We start from the raw sequence: 16,943 nt of genomic DNA on the forward strand, positions 1-16,943 counted from the left end.
TGGCCGTCGCCGAGGCCGACGCGGTGGCCGATGCCGCCACCGACCTGCTCGCTACGTTGAGCGCGCTGCCCGCCGTCAGCGGGCGATCGCGCTGAGCACCGCCGCGACCGACTGCTCGGCGAGTTCGTCCGTCAGCGGCAGGTGTCCGAACAGCGCGCGGTAGTAGATCGGCGCGGCGACCGAGTCCAGCACGAAATCCAGATCGATGCCGGGAGCCACTTCACCGCGCGCGATGGCCGAGCGCAGGACCGTCGCCGTGGTCCGCCGCCGCGGTTCGATGAGAAAAACCGAGGGCCGTCCCGTTCGGTCGAACGAAGACGGCCCTCGATGTCCGGTTCTTCCTCAGTCGGTGGACTCCACCCGCCTGCGGATGCGGCGCGCCGCGGCGACCATATTGCGCAACGACGGCTCGAGCTGCCAGTAGTGCCGGGTCTTCAGACCGCCGTCCGGATTGGCCCACAAGCGCTGCGGCGTCACCGCTTCGGCTGCCGCGGTGAGCAGTTCGTCCAGCTCGTCGATGTCCGGGATGCGCGCGGACCGGCTCTCGTACACGCCGGGGCCGACGCCGTGACTGAGCCCGTGCCCGGAGGCGCAGTCCTCCTTCAGCGCCCGCAGCACCCACTCGATCGAGCGGGTCGCCACGATGGCGGTGACGTCGGCGTCGAGTTCGTCGATCGCCTCCACCACCTCGGCGCGGCCGGAATATCCGATGTGCGTGTGGATCTGCGTCTCGGCCCGCACCCCGGAGGTGGCCAGGCGGAACGCGCCGATCGCCCAGCGCAGATATTCGGCGCGACCTTCCGGGCGCAGCGGCAGCATCTCCCGGATCGCCGGTTCGTCGACCTGGATGATCGCGATGCCCGCCTTCTCCAGGTCCACCACCTCGTCGCGGATGGCCAGCGCCACCTGGTCGGCGGTCTCGTGCAGCGGCTGGTCCTGCCGGACGAAGGATCGGGCGATCATGGTGACCGGCCCGGTGACCATGCCCTTGACCGGTTTGTCGGTCAGCGACTGCGCGTAGCTGATCCACTCCACCGACATCGGCGCCGGTCGCGACACGTCGCCGTAGATGATCGGCGGCCGCACACAACGGGATCCGTACACCTGCACCCAGCCGAAGCGGGTGGTCGCGAAGCCGTCGAGCAGCTCGGCGAAGTACTGGATCATGTCGTTGCGCTCGTGTTCGCCGTGCACCAGCACATCGAGGCCGATGTCCTCCTGCAACCGGATCGTCGCCTCGATCTCGGCCTCGATCCGCTTGCGGTACTCCTCGTAGGACAACCGGCCCTCACCGAGTTCGTAGCGCGCCTGACGGATGCGGGCGGTCTGCGGGAAGGAACCGAGCGTGGTCGCGGGCACCGGCGGCAGGTTCAGCTTGCGCTGCTGGGCTTCGCGGCGCACCTCGTAGGGCTCCCGCGAGCGCATGTCCGGGGTGACCGCGTAGACCCGCTGCCGCACTGCGTGCTTCTGCTTGAAGTGCACCTCGGTGGGGCGCTTGCGCCACTTGTCCGACGGGCCTTCGGTGAGCGCCTTCGCGAGCGAGACCACCTCGCCCACCTTCTGTTTCGCGAACGCGAGCCGATCGGCGACGTGCCCCTCGATGTCGTATTCGATCAGCAGGTCGTAGGGCACGTGCAGCAGCGTGGTCCCGGTCGAGACGACCAGGTCCGGGCACACCTGGGCCAGTTCGTTGAGGTATTCCAGCGTGACGTAGCGGTCCGCGCGCCACACGTTGCGGCCGCTGATCACACCCGCGTACAGACGCTTACGGCGGATGCCCGGCACCTTGGCGAGATCCTCCGGGCGCATCCGGTAGCTGGCCAGGTCGAGACCGATCGCCTCGATATTGGTACCCGCCAGGATGGTCAGCGCCTCGCCGAAATCGCCGTACTGTCCGGTGACCAGGATGCGCGGGCGCAGCGGGGCCTTGCCCAAGCGGTGATAGACGGCCTCGAACGCGGCCAGTTCGGCGGGCCTGCGCTCGCTGGTGAACGCGGGCTCGTCCAGCTGCACGCAGGTGGCGCCGCGCTTGGCGAGGATCTCGAACAGTTCCTCGTAGACCGGTAGCAGCTTGTCCAGCAGGCTGAGGGTGTCGAATCCGCCGGAATCACCGGGGATGTGCCCGGCCTTGGACAGCAGCAGCAGCGACACCGGGCCGAGGACCACCGGCCGCAGTTCGATGCCGGCCGCCTTCGCGCGGTCGAATTCGTCGAGCAGCGCCTCGGGGTGCAGCGAGAACTCGGTGCCCGCGTCCACTTCCGGCTGGCGGTAGTGGTAGTTCGTGCCGAAGAACCGGACCAGCTCGAGCGGCGGCAGATCCGGGCGGCCGCGCGCCATCAGGAAGTAGAAGTCCAGCGGGTGCAGTCCGTCGCGGTAGGGCTCGAACCGCCTGGGCACCGCACCGAACAGCAGCGCGTTGTCCAGCACGTGGTCGTAGAAGGAGAAGGTGTTGCCCGGCACCTGGGTCAGGCCGGTAGCGGCCAGTTCGTTGAACTGGGTCTCCTGGATCTCGCGACCCACCGCCAGCAGTTCTTCGCGGTCGAGCGAACCGTGCCAGTAGGCCTCAAGCGCCCGCTTGAGCTCGCGGTGCGGCCCGATCCTGGGATAGCCGAGAATGCTCGACCCGTAGCCGTCGGTCACGTTCACCATGAGCGGGACAACCCCTTTCGATCACCTGCGCGGCCCGCCGAGATCGACGGGACGATCCAGCGCTGCGCTCTGGATACCCAGCCGAGCCGTCGACATGGCCCGGCTGTTGTGCAGCTTATGCCGATTGCCGTCACCGGCTCGGCAACACCAACTTCTGGTCGACTCCGCATCGAGGTGTGCCGGTGTCGTTTCTCACCAGTCGCGCAGCGCGCCGCAGGCGCTGCAAATCAGGCCCTGTACTGGTAGAAGCCCGCGCCGGTCTTCTTGCCGAGCAGTCCCGCCTCGACCATGCGCATGAGCAGCGGCGGAGCCGAGTACAGCGGCTCCTTGAACTCGCCGTACATGGAGTCGGCGATGGACTTGACCGTGTCCAGGCCCACCAAGTCGGTCAGCGCCAGCGGGCCCATCGGGTGGGCGCAGCCGAGCACCATCGCCTTGTCGACGTCTTCCTTGGTGGCGAAGCCGGACTCGACCATGCGGATCGCCGACAGCAGGTACGGCACCAGCAGCGCGTTCACCACGAAGCCGGAGCGGTCGGCCGAGCGCACGACCTGCTTGCCGAGCACCTCGCCCGCGAAGGCCTCGGCCCGCGTGGAGACCGACTCGCTGGTCTTGAGCGTGGTGACCAGCTCGACGAGCGGCAGCACCGGGACCGGGTTGAAGAAGTGCATGCCGACCACGCGCTCGGGGTTCGCCGTGGCGACCGCGATCTTCATGATCGGGATGGACGAAGTGTTGGAGGCCAGCACGGCCGAGGGGTCGGTGACGACCTTGTCGAGCTCGGCGAAGATGCTCGTCTTGACCTTCTCGTCCTCGAGCACCGCCTCGACCACCAGCTGGCGGTCGGCGAAGTCGCCGAGGTCGGAGGTGAACCGCAGACGCCAGGCGGCCTGTTCGCGCTCGCGCTCGGTGATCTTGCCGCTGCTCACGCCGCGATCGAGAGAACGCAGGATGCGGGCGCGGCCCGCGGCGGCCAGTTCTCGCGTCTGCTCGTACACCAGCACGTCGACGTGCGCCCTGGCACACACCTCCGCGATTCCTGCGCCCATCTGGCCGGCGCCGATAATGCCGACGCGTTGGATCTTTTCGCTGCTCACGTCCCGCTCCTGCTGGGTTGTCTGGCTCTGGGGTGGCTGGTCTGCGAAGGTGTCGCTCCGGTGTGAGCGCGTCCTTCGATGGTCCAAGGTATAGGGATGCCCTCCCCGCCGGGGCTGTTCAGCGGGGAGGGCAGTACACCCCTACCGGAGTAGAGGATTGGCGGTTTTCACGTCGGGAACCTCACTTCCCTGGCGAGCACCAGTGGTAGGCATCCGTTCGTGAGTTCGGCTGCTTACGCGACCGCCCACGCGCGAGGCCATCGAGCGCCGTTCTCAGTGGAACTGACCCTCTTCGGTGGAGCCCTTGAGCGCCGCGGTGGAGGTGTTCGGGTCCACGGTGGTGGCGATGGTGTCGAAGTAGCCCGCGCCGACCTCACGCTGGTGCTTGATGGCGGTGAAGCCACGCTCGGCGGCGGCCTTGAACTCGCGCTCCTGCAGGTCGACGAAGGCGGTCATGCCCTCGCGGGCGTAGCCGTAGGCCAGGTCGAACATGCCGTAGTTGAGCGAGTGGAAGCCGGCCAGGGTGATGAACTGGAACTTGAAGCCCATCGCGCCGAGCTCACGCTGGAACTTCGCGATGGTCGCGTCGTCCAGGTGGGCCTTCCAGTTGAAGGACGGCGAGCAGTTGTAGGCCAGCAGCTGGTCCGGGAACTCGCCACGGACGGCCTCGGCGAACTTGCGCGCGACCTCGAGGTCCGGCACGCCGGTCTCCATCCAGATGAGGTCGGCGTAGGGAGCGTAGGCCTTGGCACGCGCGATGCAGGGCTCGATGCCGTTCTTCACACCGAAGAAGCCCTCCGGGGTGCGGGTGCCGTCCAGGAACTCACGGTCGCGCTCGTCCACGTCCGAGGTGATCAGGGTGGCGGCCTCGGCGTCGGTACGGGCGATGATCACCGACGGCACGTCGGCGACGTCGGCGGCCAGACGCGCGGAGGTCAGGGTGCGGATGTGCTGCTGGGTCGGGATCAGCACCTTGCCGCCCAGGTGGCCGCACTTCTTCTCGGAGGCCAGCTGGTCTTCCCAGTGCACACCGGCGGCGCCGGCGGCGATCATGGCCTTCTGCAGCTCGTAGGCGTTCAGCGCGCCACCGAAGCCGGCCTCGGCGTCGGCGACGATCGGGGCCAGCCAGTTGGACACGGAGGTGTCGCCCTCGACCTTGGCGATCTCGTCGGCGCGCAGCAGCGCGTTGTTGATGCGGCGGACCACGGACGGAACCGAGTTGGCCGGGTACAGCGACTGGTCGGGGTAGGTGTGGCCGGACAGGTTCGCGTCACCGGCGACCTGCCAGCCCGACAGGTAGATGGCCTTCAGACCGGCGCGGACCTGCTGGACCGCCTGGTTGCCGGTCAGGGCGCCGAGGGAGTTGATGTAGTCCTCGTTGTTGACGAGATCCCAGAGGATCTCCGAACCGCGGCGGGCGAGGGTGGCCTCCTCGACGACGGTGCCCTGGAGCTTCGACACCTGCTCCGCGGTGTAGTTACGGGTGACGCCCTTCCAGCGGGGGTTGGTGTCCCAATCCTGCTGGATTTCCGCGGCGGTCCTCGGGGTGCCGGTGGTCGACATCTGTGACTCCACTTCTTCGTTCGGTCCATGCCGCCCGGTCCCGAGCTACGAGGCAGCTCGTACTGCTGGAGCGGCAATTTGCAGGCTTGCTAGGCCCTTGGGGTGTACTTCCACACGATGGCACACGAAGAAATGGGCGTCTACCTGTTGTTAGTGTGAATCTCAGCTAGGTTTTCCGACACCTTTGCTAACTCTGCAAAATTTGCCACTAAATTGCAAAGGTGCAATCTACTGGCCGGTAGTGCTGACGTGCGGTTTTAGCGTAACGCTCGTACTGTTAGCGATCGACGGGCGGCCCTCCCCCTAGAGGGGGCGGCATCCCGCACTGTGAGCACCTTCACAAGTCCTGGCGGGCGCCTTTCGTGTGGGCCAGGCCACCCATCGACGAGCGGGCCCGATGCGTCGCAGGGCCGCCCGCGAGGCGTTCCCGAACGTCTACTCCGGCGCCGCGAGGACCTCGGACACCCTGGCGGCGTACGCGGCCGGGTGGGTCAGGTTCCCGTTGTGCCCGCCGGGGAATTCCACCACCGGGTCGCCGCACAGGGCCGCGAGTTCCTGTGCGGCCTTGTAGTCGAAGACCTGCCGGGGTGTGGTGCGCCCGCAGGCCGGAACGATGCGCACCGGCGACCGCCGCAGCTGCGCGACATCGAGATGGTCGGCACGGATCGCGGTGAAGTCGTGCTCGAGGAAGTACTCGAAGTTCGCGGCGCGCTCCGGTCCGATCGCAGGCACGGTGACGCCGGGTTCCCGATCCTGGTTCCGCGGATCTATCCCCAGCGTCCGCACCATCGGCGCGAGCGCCGCTTGCCAGCCGCGCTCGGCGAATACCCGCTGGCAGTGTTCGAGTTCAGCGAGCTGATCGGCGTGGTCGGCGGCGGCGAGCAGCCACGGCGTGACGGGCTCGTGCGCGATGAGGGTGTGCAGCCGATCCGGATGCCGAACCGCGAGGTGCAGGCCGATGGCCGCTCCCATGCTGCAGCCGAGCATGCGCACCGGCTCGTCGGTCAATGCCGAGAGCAGGCAGAACACATCGTCGGCGTGCGTCGCCACCGAGGCGGGCCCTACGGAATCACGCAGCACGCTGCGCGACAGCCCACGCCGGTCGTAGGTGACGACGGTGAAGCGCCGCTCGAGGTGTGCGACCAGATCCTCGCTGCGGCGCGCATCCCCCTCCCCGCTCTGCGCGATCAGCAATATCGGGCCGCTGCCGCGAACTTCGTAGTACAGGTCTGCGCCGGAGACCTCGAGGGTGCCGGTGGAAATCATGCTCATGTCACCGGACAGTAATACATCAAATCTGATACATCAATAGTGATACATCTTTATTGATGTATTATGCGCTTCGTGGACGGAGTCGAACTGTTCCTCTTGGGCCGGATGCTGATGAAGATCGGCGAGGACGCCTTGCCTACGGGGGGACTCGGCGGTGGCCACCGACTCGTGCTCATCGTGTCGAGCGACATCCTCGAACATCCCGACAGCACCGTCGGCGAGATCGCCACCCGCACCGGTCTCCCGCAAAGCGCGGTGTCCACCGCGGTGGCCCGCCTCAAAGAGGCCGGGTCGGTCACCTCGACGGTCGACCCACGCGACCGCAGGCGCACCCTGGTCCGCGCGGCCGCGGAGGCTACGCCACGAGTCGCCGAAGTGCGGGCAACACCCGTAGACGACGCGGTGGCAGCAGCGCTGGCCGACGACGACCCGGCCGCCGTACGCGAGGTGCTCGACGCGCTCGCCACGCTGACTCGCCACCTACGGCCTCGCCAACCCCGCTCCCTCGGCTGACGAGTGGCACATCAGCGAGGGCCCTACTCGCGTTTCGCCACAGCCATCCGCTCGTCGTCGTGAACGGTTCGGCCGCTCAGGCGGAGGCGGGCGCGGGGTGGGTCGCGTGCCAGTGTTCGGCGATGTCGATGCGGCGGGTGATCCAGACCTGCTCGTTGGACTGGATGTGGTCGAGTAGGCGTTCCAGAGCGGCCGTGCGGGCGGGGCGGCCGATGAGACGGCAGTGCAGGCCGATGGAGAGCATTTTCGGGCTGCCTTCGGCGCCTTCGCGGTAGAGGACGTCGAAGGCGTCGCGTACGTGGGCGAAGAACTGCTCACCGGTGGGGAAGCCTGCGGGTGAGGCGAAGCGCATGTCGTTGGTGTCCAGCGTGTAGGGCACCACCAAATGGCCGCTGCCGTGTACGCGCACCCAATAGGGCAGGTCGTCGGCGTAGGAGTCCGCATCGTAGCGGAATCCGCCGTGCTCGACGACCAATTCCCTGGTGTGCGGCGAATCGCGGCCGGTGTACCAGCCCAGGGGCGCCGCGCCGGTCAGGTCGGTCAGGACGCGCACCGCCTCGGCCAGGTGCGCCCGTTCGGTGTCGCGGTCGGTGAGCTGGTAGGACTTCCAGCGCAGACCATGACAGGCGATCTCGTGGCCCAGTTCCCGGAAGGCCGCCACCGCTTCCGGATTGCGTTGCATGGCACGAGCGACCGCGAAGATCGTCAGCGGCAGCCCGCGTCGTTCGAAGACGCGCAGCACCCGCCACAGCCCGGCGCGGGAGCCGTATTCGTAGAGCGACTCCATGCTCATATGGCGGTTCGGGAACGCTTGCGCGGGCGTCATCTCCGATAGGAACGTTTCGGAGTGTTCGTCACCATCGAGGACGTTGTTCTCCCCGCCCTCTTCGTAGTTGAGCACGAATTGGACCGCGATCCGCGCCTCGCCCGGCCATCGCGGGTCCGGCGGGTTCGGGCCGTAACCGACGAAATCCCTTACGCCCCCGGCCGTCATGCTCCGCTCCCGCCCTCGGTCCTGCTTGCTCACGACTGCGCCTCGTCGGCGCGTGGTCGCCGCCTTCGTGCCGGGCCGCTCACGACCGGCCCTCGTCGACGCTCCACCGCCCCTCGGCCCTGCCTCACGACCGCGCCCGGTCGGCGCTCCGCTCCGGCAGGCGCGACGCGCGGTGTCGACTTCCGCATGCTCATGCGCCGAGCTCGCCGTACAGGCGCAGCCGCGCCAACCCGCCGTCCGGGTAGATGTCCAGGCGCACCTCTTCTACGGACGCGGCCATCGGCGCGATCGGGAACCGATGCCTGGTGTCGGGTTGCAATGCTGTGCGTGGCAACAACTCCAGCTCGGTGCCGTCGTTGGTGCGGCCGGTGAGCCGGGCAGCGCCCGGGCTGTTGCCGAGGAAGTAGGAGGTGTCGAGTTCGGCGAGCCGGATCAGTCCCGGTCCGGCCAGGCGGATGCGCACCCAGTCGTTGCCGTCGTCCCGGCGGCGGGCGGTCTCCCAGCCCTCGCCCATGGACCGGGCCCGGCCGGGATACAGCAGCTGGTTGGGCGAGCTGTAGAAGCGGTTGGAGCAGTCCCGCACCAACGCGCCGTTCTCCAGCGCGGCCAGATCCAGCGGGCCGAGCCCGAGCAGGCGCGGATCGGGCCGCCCCTCGCCGTGCACCCGCAGCCTGGCCACGCCGCCGTCGGGATGCATGGTGAGTTTCACGTGCGTCCAGCGCTTCTCGTTATCGACCGCGAAAAGGTTGCGGCTGTCGCCCGTCACCGGAGAGCGATCGACCAGCGACACCCAATCATCGCGCGCGGCAATGGTCTCCGCGGGCGGGTAGTCCTCGATCTCCAGCGCCGACACCGAGACGGCGGGCGGGTAGTTGCCCTTGAACCACGCGGTGTCCACGACGATCCCGCGGATCACGCCCGGCACGCCGAGCCGCACGATCGCGCAGTCGTCGCCGGGCCGACCGCGGTGCCTGCGGGTCTCCCATCCGTCGTAGATCTGGCCCTTGTGACCGAAGCTGGACGGCTGGTACCGCGCGGGACCGGGGCTGATCAAATTTTCCTTCTCGGCGAAGAACTCGTCGTTCGCCCAGATCACCGAGCCGCCGAGCGGCCGGACCGCCAGATCCGGCAGCAGCGTGATCCCTTCGTCGTCGCCCCGCATCGCGTCTGCTGTGTCCCTCGGGACCGCCCCGTCCGGATGGCCGATCACGTCGCCTCCGCCGGGATCGGCGCGCGGGCCGCCAGCGCGCGCAGGACCGTCTCGGTGAGCTCCGCAGCCCCCGCGTCCGGCCGAGCGCCGCACTCGATGCCGCGCAGCACGGTGGTGGCCAGCGCTTCGGCGGTGGCGGGCTCGTCGACGATGTCGCCGCCGCGCCGGGCCAGATAGTCGCGCAGGCGCGGCACCGCGACATCGATCGCCTGGCGGAAGAAGTCGTAGGTGGCCAGCCAGCGTGTGACCAGGTGGCCCGGATGCATGTCCCAGCCTTGGTAGTACCCCCGCCGCAACGACCGGGCGACCAGGCGGTGATGGTTGCGCAGCGCGGCCTCCGGGTCTGCGTCGGGCACGATCTGGGTGGAACCATCGCACACCCACGCCCCGGTCTGCGCGGCCGCGACCTGCATGACCGCCTTGGCGTAATCGGCGGCCGGGTGGTCGAGCGCTTGGTCCGGCGCGGCGACGCCGAGTGCCGCGGTGTAGTCGTAGGTACCGAAATGCAATGCGGTGCAACGCCCTTCGGAGAGGGTGAGCATGGCGGCCACGGGGGCGGTGCCATCCGACGCCAGAATCGCCTGTGGGCTCTCGATCTGCAGTTCGAAACGCAGGCTGCCTTCGGCGATGCCGTACGCGCGCTCCAGCCCGACACACAGCTGCACCAGCGCCGAAACTTGCTGCACCGCACGAATTTTCGGCACCGTGAAGACGAAGCCCGCGGGTACGCCCCCCACGCCCTCCAACACGAGATCCAGCGTGCGCAGCGCACGACGACGCTCTGCGCCGCCCAAGCCCTTCATCCGGATGCCGCTGTTCGCCGGGCCGCCGGAGCGCCGCGCCCAGGCCGCGAGCACCGCACCCGCCGCCGTGGCCGCCCGGTCCTCCTCGGCGTCGGCGCGCAGGCCGTAGCCGTCCTCGAAGTCGATGCGCAGATCTTGGACCGGGTCCGCTTCCAGTCGTTTGCGCACGTCGGGCAGCGAGCCGGTCGTGTCGAGCGTGGCCAGCAGATCGCGGTGACGGTCGAGCAGTCCGACCGCGGCCGCGCCCCACTCACCGGGAGTCTCCTCGACGACCCGATCGGCCGGGACGTACACGGTGTGGATCGGTTGCGAGCGGCCGTTGGATCCGGGATACCTGCGGCGCAGCTCGGTATCGACCGCGTCGAGCATCGACTCGATCCGCCCGCGCACGTTCTCCGGCACCTTCGTCATCGTGATCCCTTCTCCCGCAGCGCGGCCCATACCCGGTCCGCGGTCATCGGCAGCCGGCACAGCCGCACGCCGACCGCATCGCGGATCGCGTTGGCCAGCGCGGGGGCGACCGGGTTGTACGGCGACTCACTCATCGACTTGGCGCCCAGCGGGCCGAGCGCGTCGGAAGTCCGGGCGAAGTAGACCTCCGTGCGCGGCACGTCGGCGAACTGCGGCACGTGGTAGTGCCGCAGGGTCTGGGCGCCCACTACTCCATCCGCACTGCGCATGTCCTCGTACAGCGCCGTGCCGACGGCCTGCGCCGCACCGCCCTCGACCTGCCCACGACACTGCACCGGATTGAGCACGGTGCCCGCGTCGGCGGTCTGGATCGACTGGAGGATGCGCACCGCCCCGGTGCCGGGATGCACGGCGACGCGGAAGGCGTGCACGTTGAAACTCACCGACCGTGGGCTGCCCCCGTGCTCGGCGTGCGCGGTGAGATCGCCGCCGGTCAGCAGTTCGGCCGCGGTGAGCAGCCGGTCCGCGCAGTGCACGCCGCCGGTGCCGAGCACGCAGTCCCGCTCCGGAACTCCCGTCAGTTCGGCCGCCCTGGCCAGCATGAGCCCGCGCAACGCGCACGCCGCCTCGTACACCGCCTTGCCCGCGACCACGATGCCGGTGGAGCCGAACGCGCCGGTGTCGTACTCGACCAGATCGGTGTCGGCCTGCCGGATCACGATGCGGGTGACCTCGGTGTCCAGCGCTGTGGCCGCGAGCTGCGCGTGCACCGTCGTGGTGCCGTTGCCGAATTCCGCCGTGCCGACCCTGATCTCGTAGCGGCCGTCGGGCAGCAGCGAGACCGTCGCCGTCGACCGGTGGCCCCGTGGCGGGACGGTCGCGATCATCGCGGCGGCCATGCCGGTGCCCACCCGCCACTGCGGGCCGGGCGCGTGCACATCGTTGCCGCGCAGCAGCGCCCGTTCGGCGAGGTCCAGGCACTGGTCCAGACCGTAGCTGCCGAACACGAGGTCGCTCTCGTTCACCGCGGCGCCGACGAACGGGTCGCCGGGCACCACCACGTTGCGGCGGCGCAGTTGGAACGGGTCCATGCCGAGCGCGTGCGCGAGCTCGTCCAACGCCGACTCCACCGCGAAGATCACCTGGCCGAGGCCGTAACCGCGGAACGCGCCGGAAGGGACGTTGTTGGTATACACCGCCCGCGCGTCGACCCGCTTGTTGGCGCAGCGATACAGCTCCACCGACTCGCCGACGCCGTGGTACATCACCCCGCCGCTGTGATTGCCGTAGGCGCCGGTGTCGGCGAGCACGTCGACGGCCAAGGCGGTGAGCACCCCGTGGGCGTCGGCGCCGGCGGTCACCTCGACTCGCATCGGGTGGCGGCACGTCGCGGAGGTGAACTCGTCGGCGCGGGTGAACTCGTACTGCACCGGCCTGCCGGTCCGCAGCACGGCCAGCGCGATCAGGTCCTCGGCCAGCATTTCCTGTTTCGCGCCGAATCCGCCGCCGACCCTGGCCGCGAACACCCGCACCTGCGCGGTCGACAGCCCGAACAGGCGGCACAGTTCATCGCGGACCAGGAACGGGACCTGGGTGCTGCACCGGATGACGAGCCGCCCGGCGTCATCCAGCCAGCCGACCCCACCGTGCGTCTCCAGGTGCACGTGCTGACCACGCGGCGAATGCCAGACGCCGCGCACGACGTGGGCCGCGGCGGCCAGTCCCGCCGCGACGTCGCCCACCTCGCCGTGCAGTTCGGCGACGAGGTTGCGGCCGGGATCGGCGATCCGGGCCGAAGCCGGTTTGTCCCCGTGTAGTTTCGGCGCCTCGGCGCGCAGCGCGTCGCGCGGATCGAACACCGCGGGCAGGACCTCGTAGTCGACTTCCAGCAGGCGGCAGGCATCCCGGGCGATCGCGACGCTGTCGGCCACCACCGCGGCCACCCGCTGCCCTACGAACCGAACGGTCCGGTCGAGCACGTAGGTATCGTCGGGATCGTCCGTGCGCAGTTCGTGCCGCGCGGTGGAGAACGGCACGTCCGGTGCGTCGGCAGACGTCAATACGACGTGCACACCGGGCAGTTCCTCGGCAGCGGCGGTTTCGATCGAGCGGATGCGCGCGTGGGAATATGGGCTGGTCAACACGGCGATGTGCAGCGGAGCGGTCGGCGGCGCGGTGGCGGCATCGCTCGTTCGCGCCCGGTCCTCCGCGGGGGAGCCTGCTTGCGGCAGATCCAGCGTGAACGGCTCGCTCCCGGAGACGATGCGCGGCCCGGCCAACGCGCCGATTCCGGCATCCGCTCCACTGGTCCTTACCGGCCGCTCGGGAGCGCAAGCGGCAGAGTCACCAGAAGCACGCGGCTCGCCGCCCGAGACGACGTGCGGTCCGGTCGACGCACCGACTTCAGCGCCTCCGGTGGTCGTCGCGGTTCGATCCGAGGCGAAGGAAGCCGGGTCGCCAGGATCGAGCCCATCGCCCAGCGCGGCGCGGATGGCGCGGTAGCCCGTGCAGCGGCACAGATTTCCCTTCATCAATTCGGCGAGTTCGTCGCTCGGCACGGCGGCCCGCTCGTCGTCCCCACACCCCAGCCCCGCGGCCGTGACCACCATGCCAGCGGTGCAGAAACCACATTGGAACGCGGCGTTGTCGACGAACCGGCGCTGCACGGGGTGCGGGTACTCTGGCGTTCCCAGCCCGGCGGCGGTGGTGACGGACCGTCCGGCGGCGCGATAGGCGGGAAAGACGCAGGAGTGCACCGTCATTCCGTCGACGAGTACCGAGCAGGCCCCGCAATCGCCGGTGTCACATCCCTTCTTCACCGCCAGGGCGCCGCTCTCGCGCAGCACCGTTCGCAGGCACTGGCCCGGCCGTGCCGTGATGTCGACAATCCTGCCGTCCACCTCGAACCGCATCAGTGTTCCCGCAATTCCGCGGCGACCTCGCGCGCGAGCACTCCCGCGACGTGCCCGCGCCACTCCGGCGACCCGTGCGGATCGTCGAACCACAGCGCGGGATCGATCGTGCCCAGCGCGTCGCGTATCGCACCGTCGGTGGGCGGTGCGGCGAAATCCAGGACGACAGGCCTGGTCGTGGCGGCGGTGATGGTCACCGCGCTGCGGCCGTCGCGCTCCCGCCGCCCCATCACCACGGCGCCGGACCGGCCGAGCGGAGCGAGCGCGATCTTCCGGAAGCTGGTGCGCGCCAGCAGACTCGACCGCGGCAGGCGGATCGAGCGCAGCACCTCACCGGATCGCAACACTGTGCGTCCCGGACCGAGCACGAACTCCCGCAACGGGATACACCGATCGCCGCCGTTCGTCGTCCACACCACCGCCGTCCCGTCGAGCGCGACCAGCGCGCCGAGCACCGCGCCCGCGGGCAGCGCGAGGCAGACGTTGCCGCCGACGGTGGCGGTGCGCCAGATCTTGTGCGAGGCCAGCAGCGCCCGGCAGGATCGGGCGAACAGCGCGGTCCCCGGCCACGGCTCGTGCAACACCGGCATCCCCAGCTCACGTCCCGGCGCGGCGCCGGCGAACTCGGCCAGGGTGCAGGTCGCGGCGATCTCCAGTCCGTCGTCCCCGATCTCGAACGCGGGCCAACCCAGGCCGGTGATGTCGACCAGGCGCACCAGCTGATCCTGCGGTTCGGAGAACAGAAACGTCCCTCCGGCGAGCACCGCGGTCGAAGCGCCGAGCACGGCCAGGTCTTCCCGCTCGCTGGCGATCACCACCTCGCGGATCGTGTCCAGGTCCACCTCTCACCTCGTTCCTGCCTCTCCGTCACCGTAGAGCCAGTCGGTTGCCGCCATATTGCCTGCGACGCCCGCCAGATTGCGCGGCCGTTACCTTGCCGCACGACGGCCACCCGCGGCCGGTAATCACCCTTGGCCGAGCGGGCGTGGCCGTCCACAACAACACAGCTCCGCCCGCCTCGGCGGGGCGTCGGAGCCGACCCTGCTTCAGTATTGCTCGTCCCGCCTGACCAGGCACGGCACCTCGCCCAGATCCGCGATGCGATCTCGGTCCGGATGGATCGAACAGATTGCGTCGGCGACCGGGATCGGCCCGCACGGCGACATCCCGATGTGCCGGCCGCCTCGTCCCGTCATCGCCGCCGACGACCGCGTCGCCCGGCACCGGCGCTGGGCGCCACGCGCGCGAGGAGAGGGGCGAGCCGATCAACCCGCCTTCGCGACCAACGCCGCCTGCGCCCGCGCCACCTCGCCCGCGACCACATCCGTGTCCACCGTGCGCACCTCGCCGTCGCGCACCACCTCGCGTCCGTTCACCAGCAGCGCGGCCAGCGGCGGGGCCGAGCCGAGCACCAGCGCGGTCACCGGATCCGCGATCCCGGCGTGCGCGGCCGTGTCCAGGCGCCACAGCGCCAGGTCCGCCAGCTTGCCCACCTCGATCGAACCGATCTCGGCGGCCCGGCCCAGCACTCGCGCGCCGCCCATGGTGGCCAATTCCAGCGCGGTACGCACGGTCATCGCCCGCGGGCCGCCCCGGTTGCGCGCCCACAGCAACGCGTGGCGCGGCTCCTCGATCATCGAACCGGCCTCGTTGCTCGCGGCTCCGTCGACGCCGAGGCCCACCGGGACGCCCGCACCCACCAGGTCGGCGGCGCGGGCGACGCCCGCGCCGAGCCGCGCGTTCGACGTGGGGCAATGCGCCACGCCGGTGCCGGTCGCCGCCATGGCGCCGATCGCGGCGTCGTCGAGGTGGACGGCGTGCGCGTACCAGACATCCGAACCGAACCAGCCGAGCCGCTCCATGTACTGCGCGGGCGTGCAGCCGAAGGTCTCGGCGCAGTAGTCCTGTTCGTCGAGGGTCTCGGCGAGGTGGGTGTGCAACCGGACGCCGGTGGCGCGGGCCAGCGCCGCCGACTCGCGCAGCAGGTCCGGTGTGACCGAGAACGGCGAGCACGGCGCCAGGGCGATCCGCAGCATGGCATCGGACGACGGGTCGTGCCAGCGCGCGACGGCCGCCGCGCTCGCGGCGAGGATGTCGTCCAGGCTCTCCACCAAGTGGTCGGGCGGCAACCCGCCCGCGCTCGCCCCCAGATCCATCGAGCCGCGACAGGGGTGGAACCGCAGGCCGACCTGCGCCGCCGCGGTGATCTCGGCCGCGAGCGGGTCACCGCCGTCGCGCGGGAACACGTAGTGGTGGTCGGTAGTGGTGGTGCACCCCGTGCGCGCGAGGGCCGCGAGCGCACCCGTGGCCGCCACCCGCACCGCGTCCTCATCGATACCCGCCCAGACGGGGTAGAGCGTGCTCAGCCATTCGAACAGCGTGTGGTCGGTGGCCAGGCCGCGGCTGATCCATTGATAGAGGTGGTGGTGGGTATTCACCAGCCCGGGGGTCAGCAGGCAGCCGCGCCCGTCGATGCGCCGGGCATCCGGGACTTCCGGTGGGTCCCCAGCGCCGACCGCGTCGATCCGGTTGCCGCGCACGACGACGTGGCCGCGGGGGTACTCGGCCCCCTGCGCGTCGACCGTCGCGACGGCGCAGTCCGCGATGACGGTCACCTGGTCCACGCGGGCCCCGCTTCCGGCGCGTCGGCGCGGGCCACGGTGGCGTGGATCAACCCGTAGGGCCGATCGTCGGCGTGGTACACCTCGCCGCGATTCTCGATGCCGAAGCGGCGCAGGTCGTAGTCGAAGTGATGCTTGTTCGGGGCCGCGAGCCGGATCTCGGCCAGCACCGGGTACGCGGTCAGCGCGGCCTTGCCCATCTCGAACAGCGTCTGTTGCAGGGCCTTCGAGTGCAGCGTCGCGAAGGTCTCCACCAACCGCGCCCGCACGCCGGTGTAGACCTCGTCCCAGTCGACGCCCGCGCTGTCGGCGAACCGCCACTCGGCGATCAGTGCGGTGGCCAGCATCCGATCGTGGGTCGGCGCGAGCACGGTGAAGTCGTCGGTCAGGAAGTCCGCGAACTCCGACCCGGTCGACTTCAGGATGGTCAGGTCCTTCACCCCGCCCACTACCCAAGCCCGCCGCTCGGCGCCGCTTCCGGCCACGGTGACCGCCGCGGTGCGCACTTCGGGGCCTTGCCGCACCCAGGTGTGGTCGTGCTCCACGCCGCCGACCGAGACGCGCTGCCAGGCGTATTCGTCGACCTCGACGCGCGCGCTGCGCACCGGTTCGATCTCGGCGACGAAATGATCGGCCAGCGCGAGCGCGTAGTCCTCGATGGCCCGCAGACCCGGCTGCTTCGCGAAGGCGTAGGCGGTCTGCTTCTGCGAGTCGGTGGGCAGCACCTTCGCCTGGTCGCCCGCGACGTACGCGTCGGCGAAGTCGCCGCGCAGCACCGTGGACACGTTCACGTCGCGGATCTCATGACGTGCGGTCCGCCGGTGGATCCGGACGATCCGGTTCTCCGCCTTGCCGTATCGGTGGTCGGTCAGCACGATCGGCCCGGTCAGTTCCATGC

General features: G+C 69.8%; 13 protein-coding genes. 1 reads left to right on the forward strand and 12 read right to left on the reverse strand.

Translation table 11 applies throughout. The annotated features are described in order from the left end of the window. Positions 1–75: 75 nt before the first annotated feature. The 5 genes from NA8_RS32500 to NA8_RS06675 all read right to left on the reverse strand — a co-directional run bounded on the left by NA8_RS32500 (position 76) and on the right by NA8_RS06675 (position 6,581). Positions 76–279, reverse strand: a complete 204-nt coding sequence (locus tag NA8_RS32500) for a TetR-like C-terminal domain-containing protein (RefSeq protein WP_084466578.1) — start codon at positions 277–279, stop codon at positions 76–78. A 63-nt stretch (positions 280–342) separates the two neighbouring features. Next, positions 343–2,649, reverse strand: a complete 2,307-nt coding sequence (metE, locus tag NA8_RS06660) for a 5-methyltetrahydropteroyltriglutamate--homocysteine S-methyltransferase (protein WP_063049480.1) — start codon at positions 2,647–2,649, stop codon at positions 343–345. A gap of 227 nt (positions 2,650–2,876) precedes the next feature. Continuing rightward, positions 2,877–3,746: a 3-hydroxybutyryl-CoA dehydrogenase gene (locus NA8_RS06665; RefSeq protein ID WP_063049481.1), complete on the reverse strand. Its 870-nt coding sequence runs from the start codon at positions 3,744–3,746 to the stop codon at positions 2,877–2,879. Between the two features lie 273 nt (positions 3,747–4,019). After that, on the reverse strand, positions 4,020–5,309 hold the full coding sequence (aceA, locus tag NA8_RS06670) for an isocitrate lyase (protein ID WP_062968103.1): 1,290 nt from the start codon (positions 5,307–5,309) through the stop codon (positions 4,020–4,022). Positions 5,310–5,744: 435 nt separating this feature from the next. Continuing rightward, positions 5,745–6,581: an alpha/beta fold hydrolase gene (locus NA8_RS06675; protein WP_218019411.1), complete on the reverse strand. Its 837-nt coding sequence runs from the start codon at positions 6,579–6,581 to the stop codon at positions 5,745–5,747. A gap of 72 nt (positions 6,582–6,653) precedes the next feature. Between NA8_RS06675 and NA8_RS06680 the strand changes: the two genes are divergently transcribed. Then, positions 6,654–7,094, forward strand: a complete 441-nt coding sequence (locus NA8_RS06680) for a MarR family winged helix-turn-helix transcriptional regulator (protein ID WP_218019412.1) — start codon at positions 6,654–6,656, stop codon at positions 7,092–7,094. Between the two features lie 76 nt (positions 7,095–7,170). Here the strand turns inward: NA8_RS06680 and puuE are convergent, their stop codons facing one another. The 7 genes from puuE to pucL form a co-directional block, all read right to left on the reverse strand. After that, positions 7,171–8,088 carry an allantoinase PuuE gene (gene puuE / locus NA8_RS06685; RefSeq protein ID WP_063049482.1) on the reverse strand — a complete coding sequence of 306 codons (918 nt, stop codon included), beginning with the start codon at positions 8,086–8,088 and terminating at the stop codon, positions 7,171–7,173. Between the two features lie 190 nt (positions 8,089–8,278). Then, positions 8,279–9,250 carry an allantoicase gene (alc, locus tag NA8_RS06690; RefSeq protein ID WP_063049659.1) on the reverse strand — a complete coding sequence of 324 codons (972 nt, stop codon included), beginning with the start codon at positions 9,248–9,250 and terminating at the stop codon, positions 8,279–8,281. Between the two features lie 44 nt (positions 9,251–9,294). Next, on the reverse strand, positions 9,295–10,512 hold the full coding sequence (locus NA8_RS06695; RefSeq protein WP_245663691.1) for a DUF6986 family protein: 1,218 nt from the start codon (positions 10,510–10,512) through the stop codon (positions 9,295–9,297). After that, positions 10,509–13,424 carry a molybdopterin-dependent oxidoreductase gene (locus NA8_RS06700; RefSeq protein ID WP_063049483.1) on the reverse strand — a complete coding sequence of 972 codons (2,916 nt, stop codon included), beginning with the start codon at positions 13,422–13,424 and terminating at the stop codon, positions 10,509–10,511. The genes NA8_RS06695 and NA8_RS06700 overlap by 4 nt, the downstream gene beginning before the upstream one ends. Further along, on the reverse strand, positions 13,424–14,266 hold the full coding sequence (locus NA8_RS06705; protein WP_063049484.1) for an FAD binding domain-containing protein: 843 nt from the start codon (positions 14,264–14,266) through the stop codon (positions 13,424–13,426). The genes NA8_RS06700 and NA8_RS06705 overlap by 1 nt, the downstream gene beginning before the upstream one ends. Positions 14,267–14,689: 423 nt before the next feature. Continuing rightward, positions 14,690–16,048, reverse strand: coding sequence for an 8-oxoguanine deaminase (locus NA8_RS06710; RefSeq protein WP_063049485.1), 1,359 nt, complete (start codon positions 16,046–16,048; stop codon positions 14,690–14,692). Continuing rightward, positions 16,036–16,941: a factor-independent urate hydroxylase gene (pucL, locus tag NA8_RS06715; RefSeq protein WP_063049486.1), complete on the reverse strand. Its 906-nt coding sequence runs from the start codon at positions 16,939–16,941 to the stop codon at positions 16,036–16,038. Before pucL ends, NA8_RS06710 begins: the two co-directional genes overlap by 13 nt. Between the last annotated feature and the right edge of the window lie 2 nt (positions 16,942–16,943).

It is taken from the genome of Nocardia arthritidis NBRC 100137 (assembly GCF_001612765.1).
Classification (GTDB): domain Bacteria; phylum Actinomycetota; class Actinomycetes; order Mycobacteriales; family Mycobacteriaceae; genus Nocardia; species Nocardia arthritidis.

Bases quoted from the DNA above. Each gene is read 5' to 3' on its own strand.
- metE (WP_063049480.1), bottom strand. From the start codon at position 2,649: ATGGTGAACGTGACCGACGGCTACGGGTCGAGCATTCTCGGCTATCCC.
- aceA (WP_062968103.1), bottom strand. From the start codon at position 5,309: ATGTCGACCACCGGCACCCCGAGGACCGCCGCGGAAATCCAGCAGGAT.
- NA8_RS06675 (WP_218019411.1), bottom strand. From the start codon at position 6,581: ATGAGCATGATTTCCACCGGCACCCTCGAGGTCTCCGGCGCAGACCTG.
- puuE (WP_063049482.1), bottom strand. From the start codon at position 8,088: ATGACGGCCGGGGGCGTAAGGGATTTCGTCGGTTACGGCCCGAACCCG.
- alc (WP_063049659.1), bottom strand. From the start codon at position 9,250: ATGCGGGGCGACGACGAAGGGATCACGCTGCTGCCGGATCTGGCGGTC.
- NA8_RS06695 (WP_245663691.1), bottom strand. From the start codon at position 10,512: ATGACGAAGGTGCCGGAGAACGTGCGCGGGCGGATCGAGTCGATGCTC.
- NA8_RS06700 (WP_063049483.1), bottom strand. From the start codon at position 13,424: ATGCGGTTCGAGGTGGACGGCAGGATTGTCGACATCACGGCACGGCCG.
- pucL (WP_063049486.1), bottom strand. From the start codon at position 16,941: ATGGAACTGACCGGGCCGATCGTGCTGACCGACCACCGATACGGCAAG.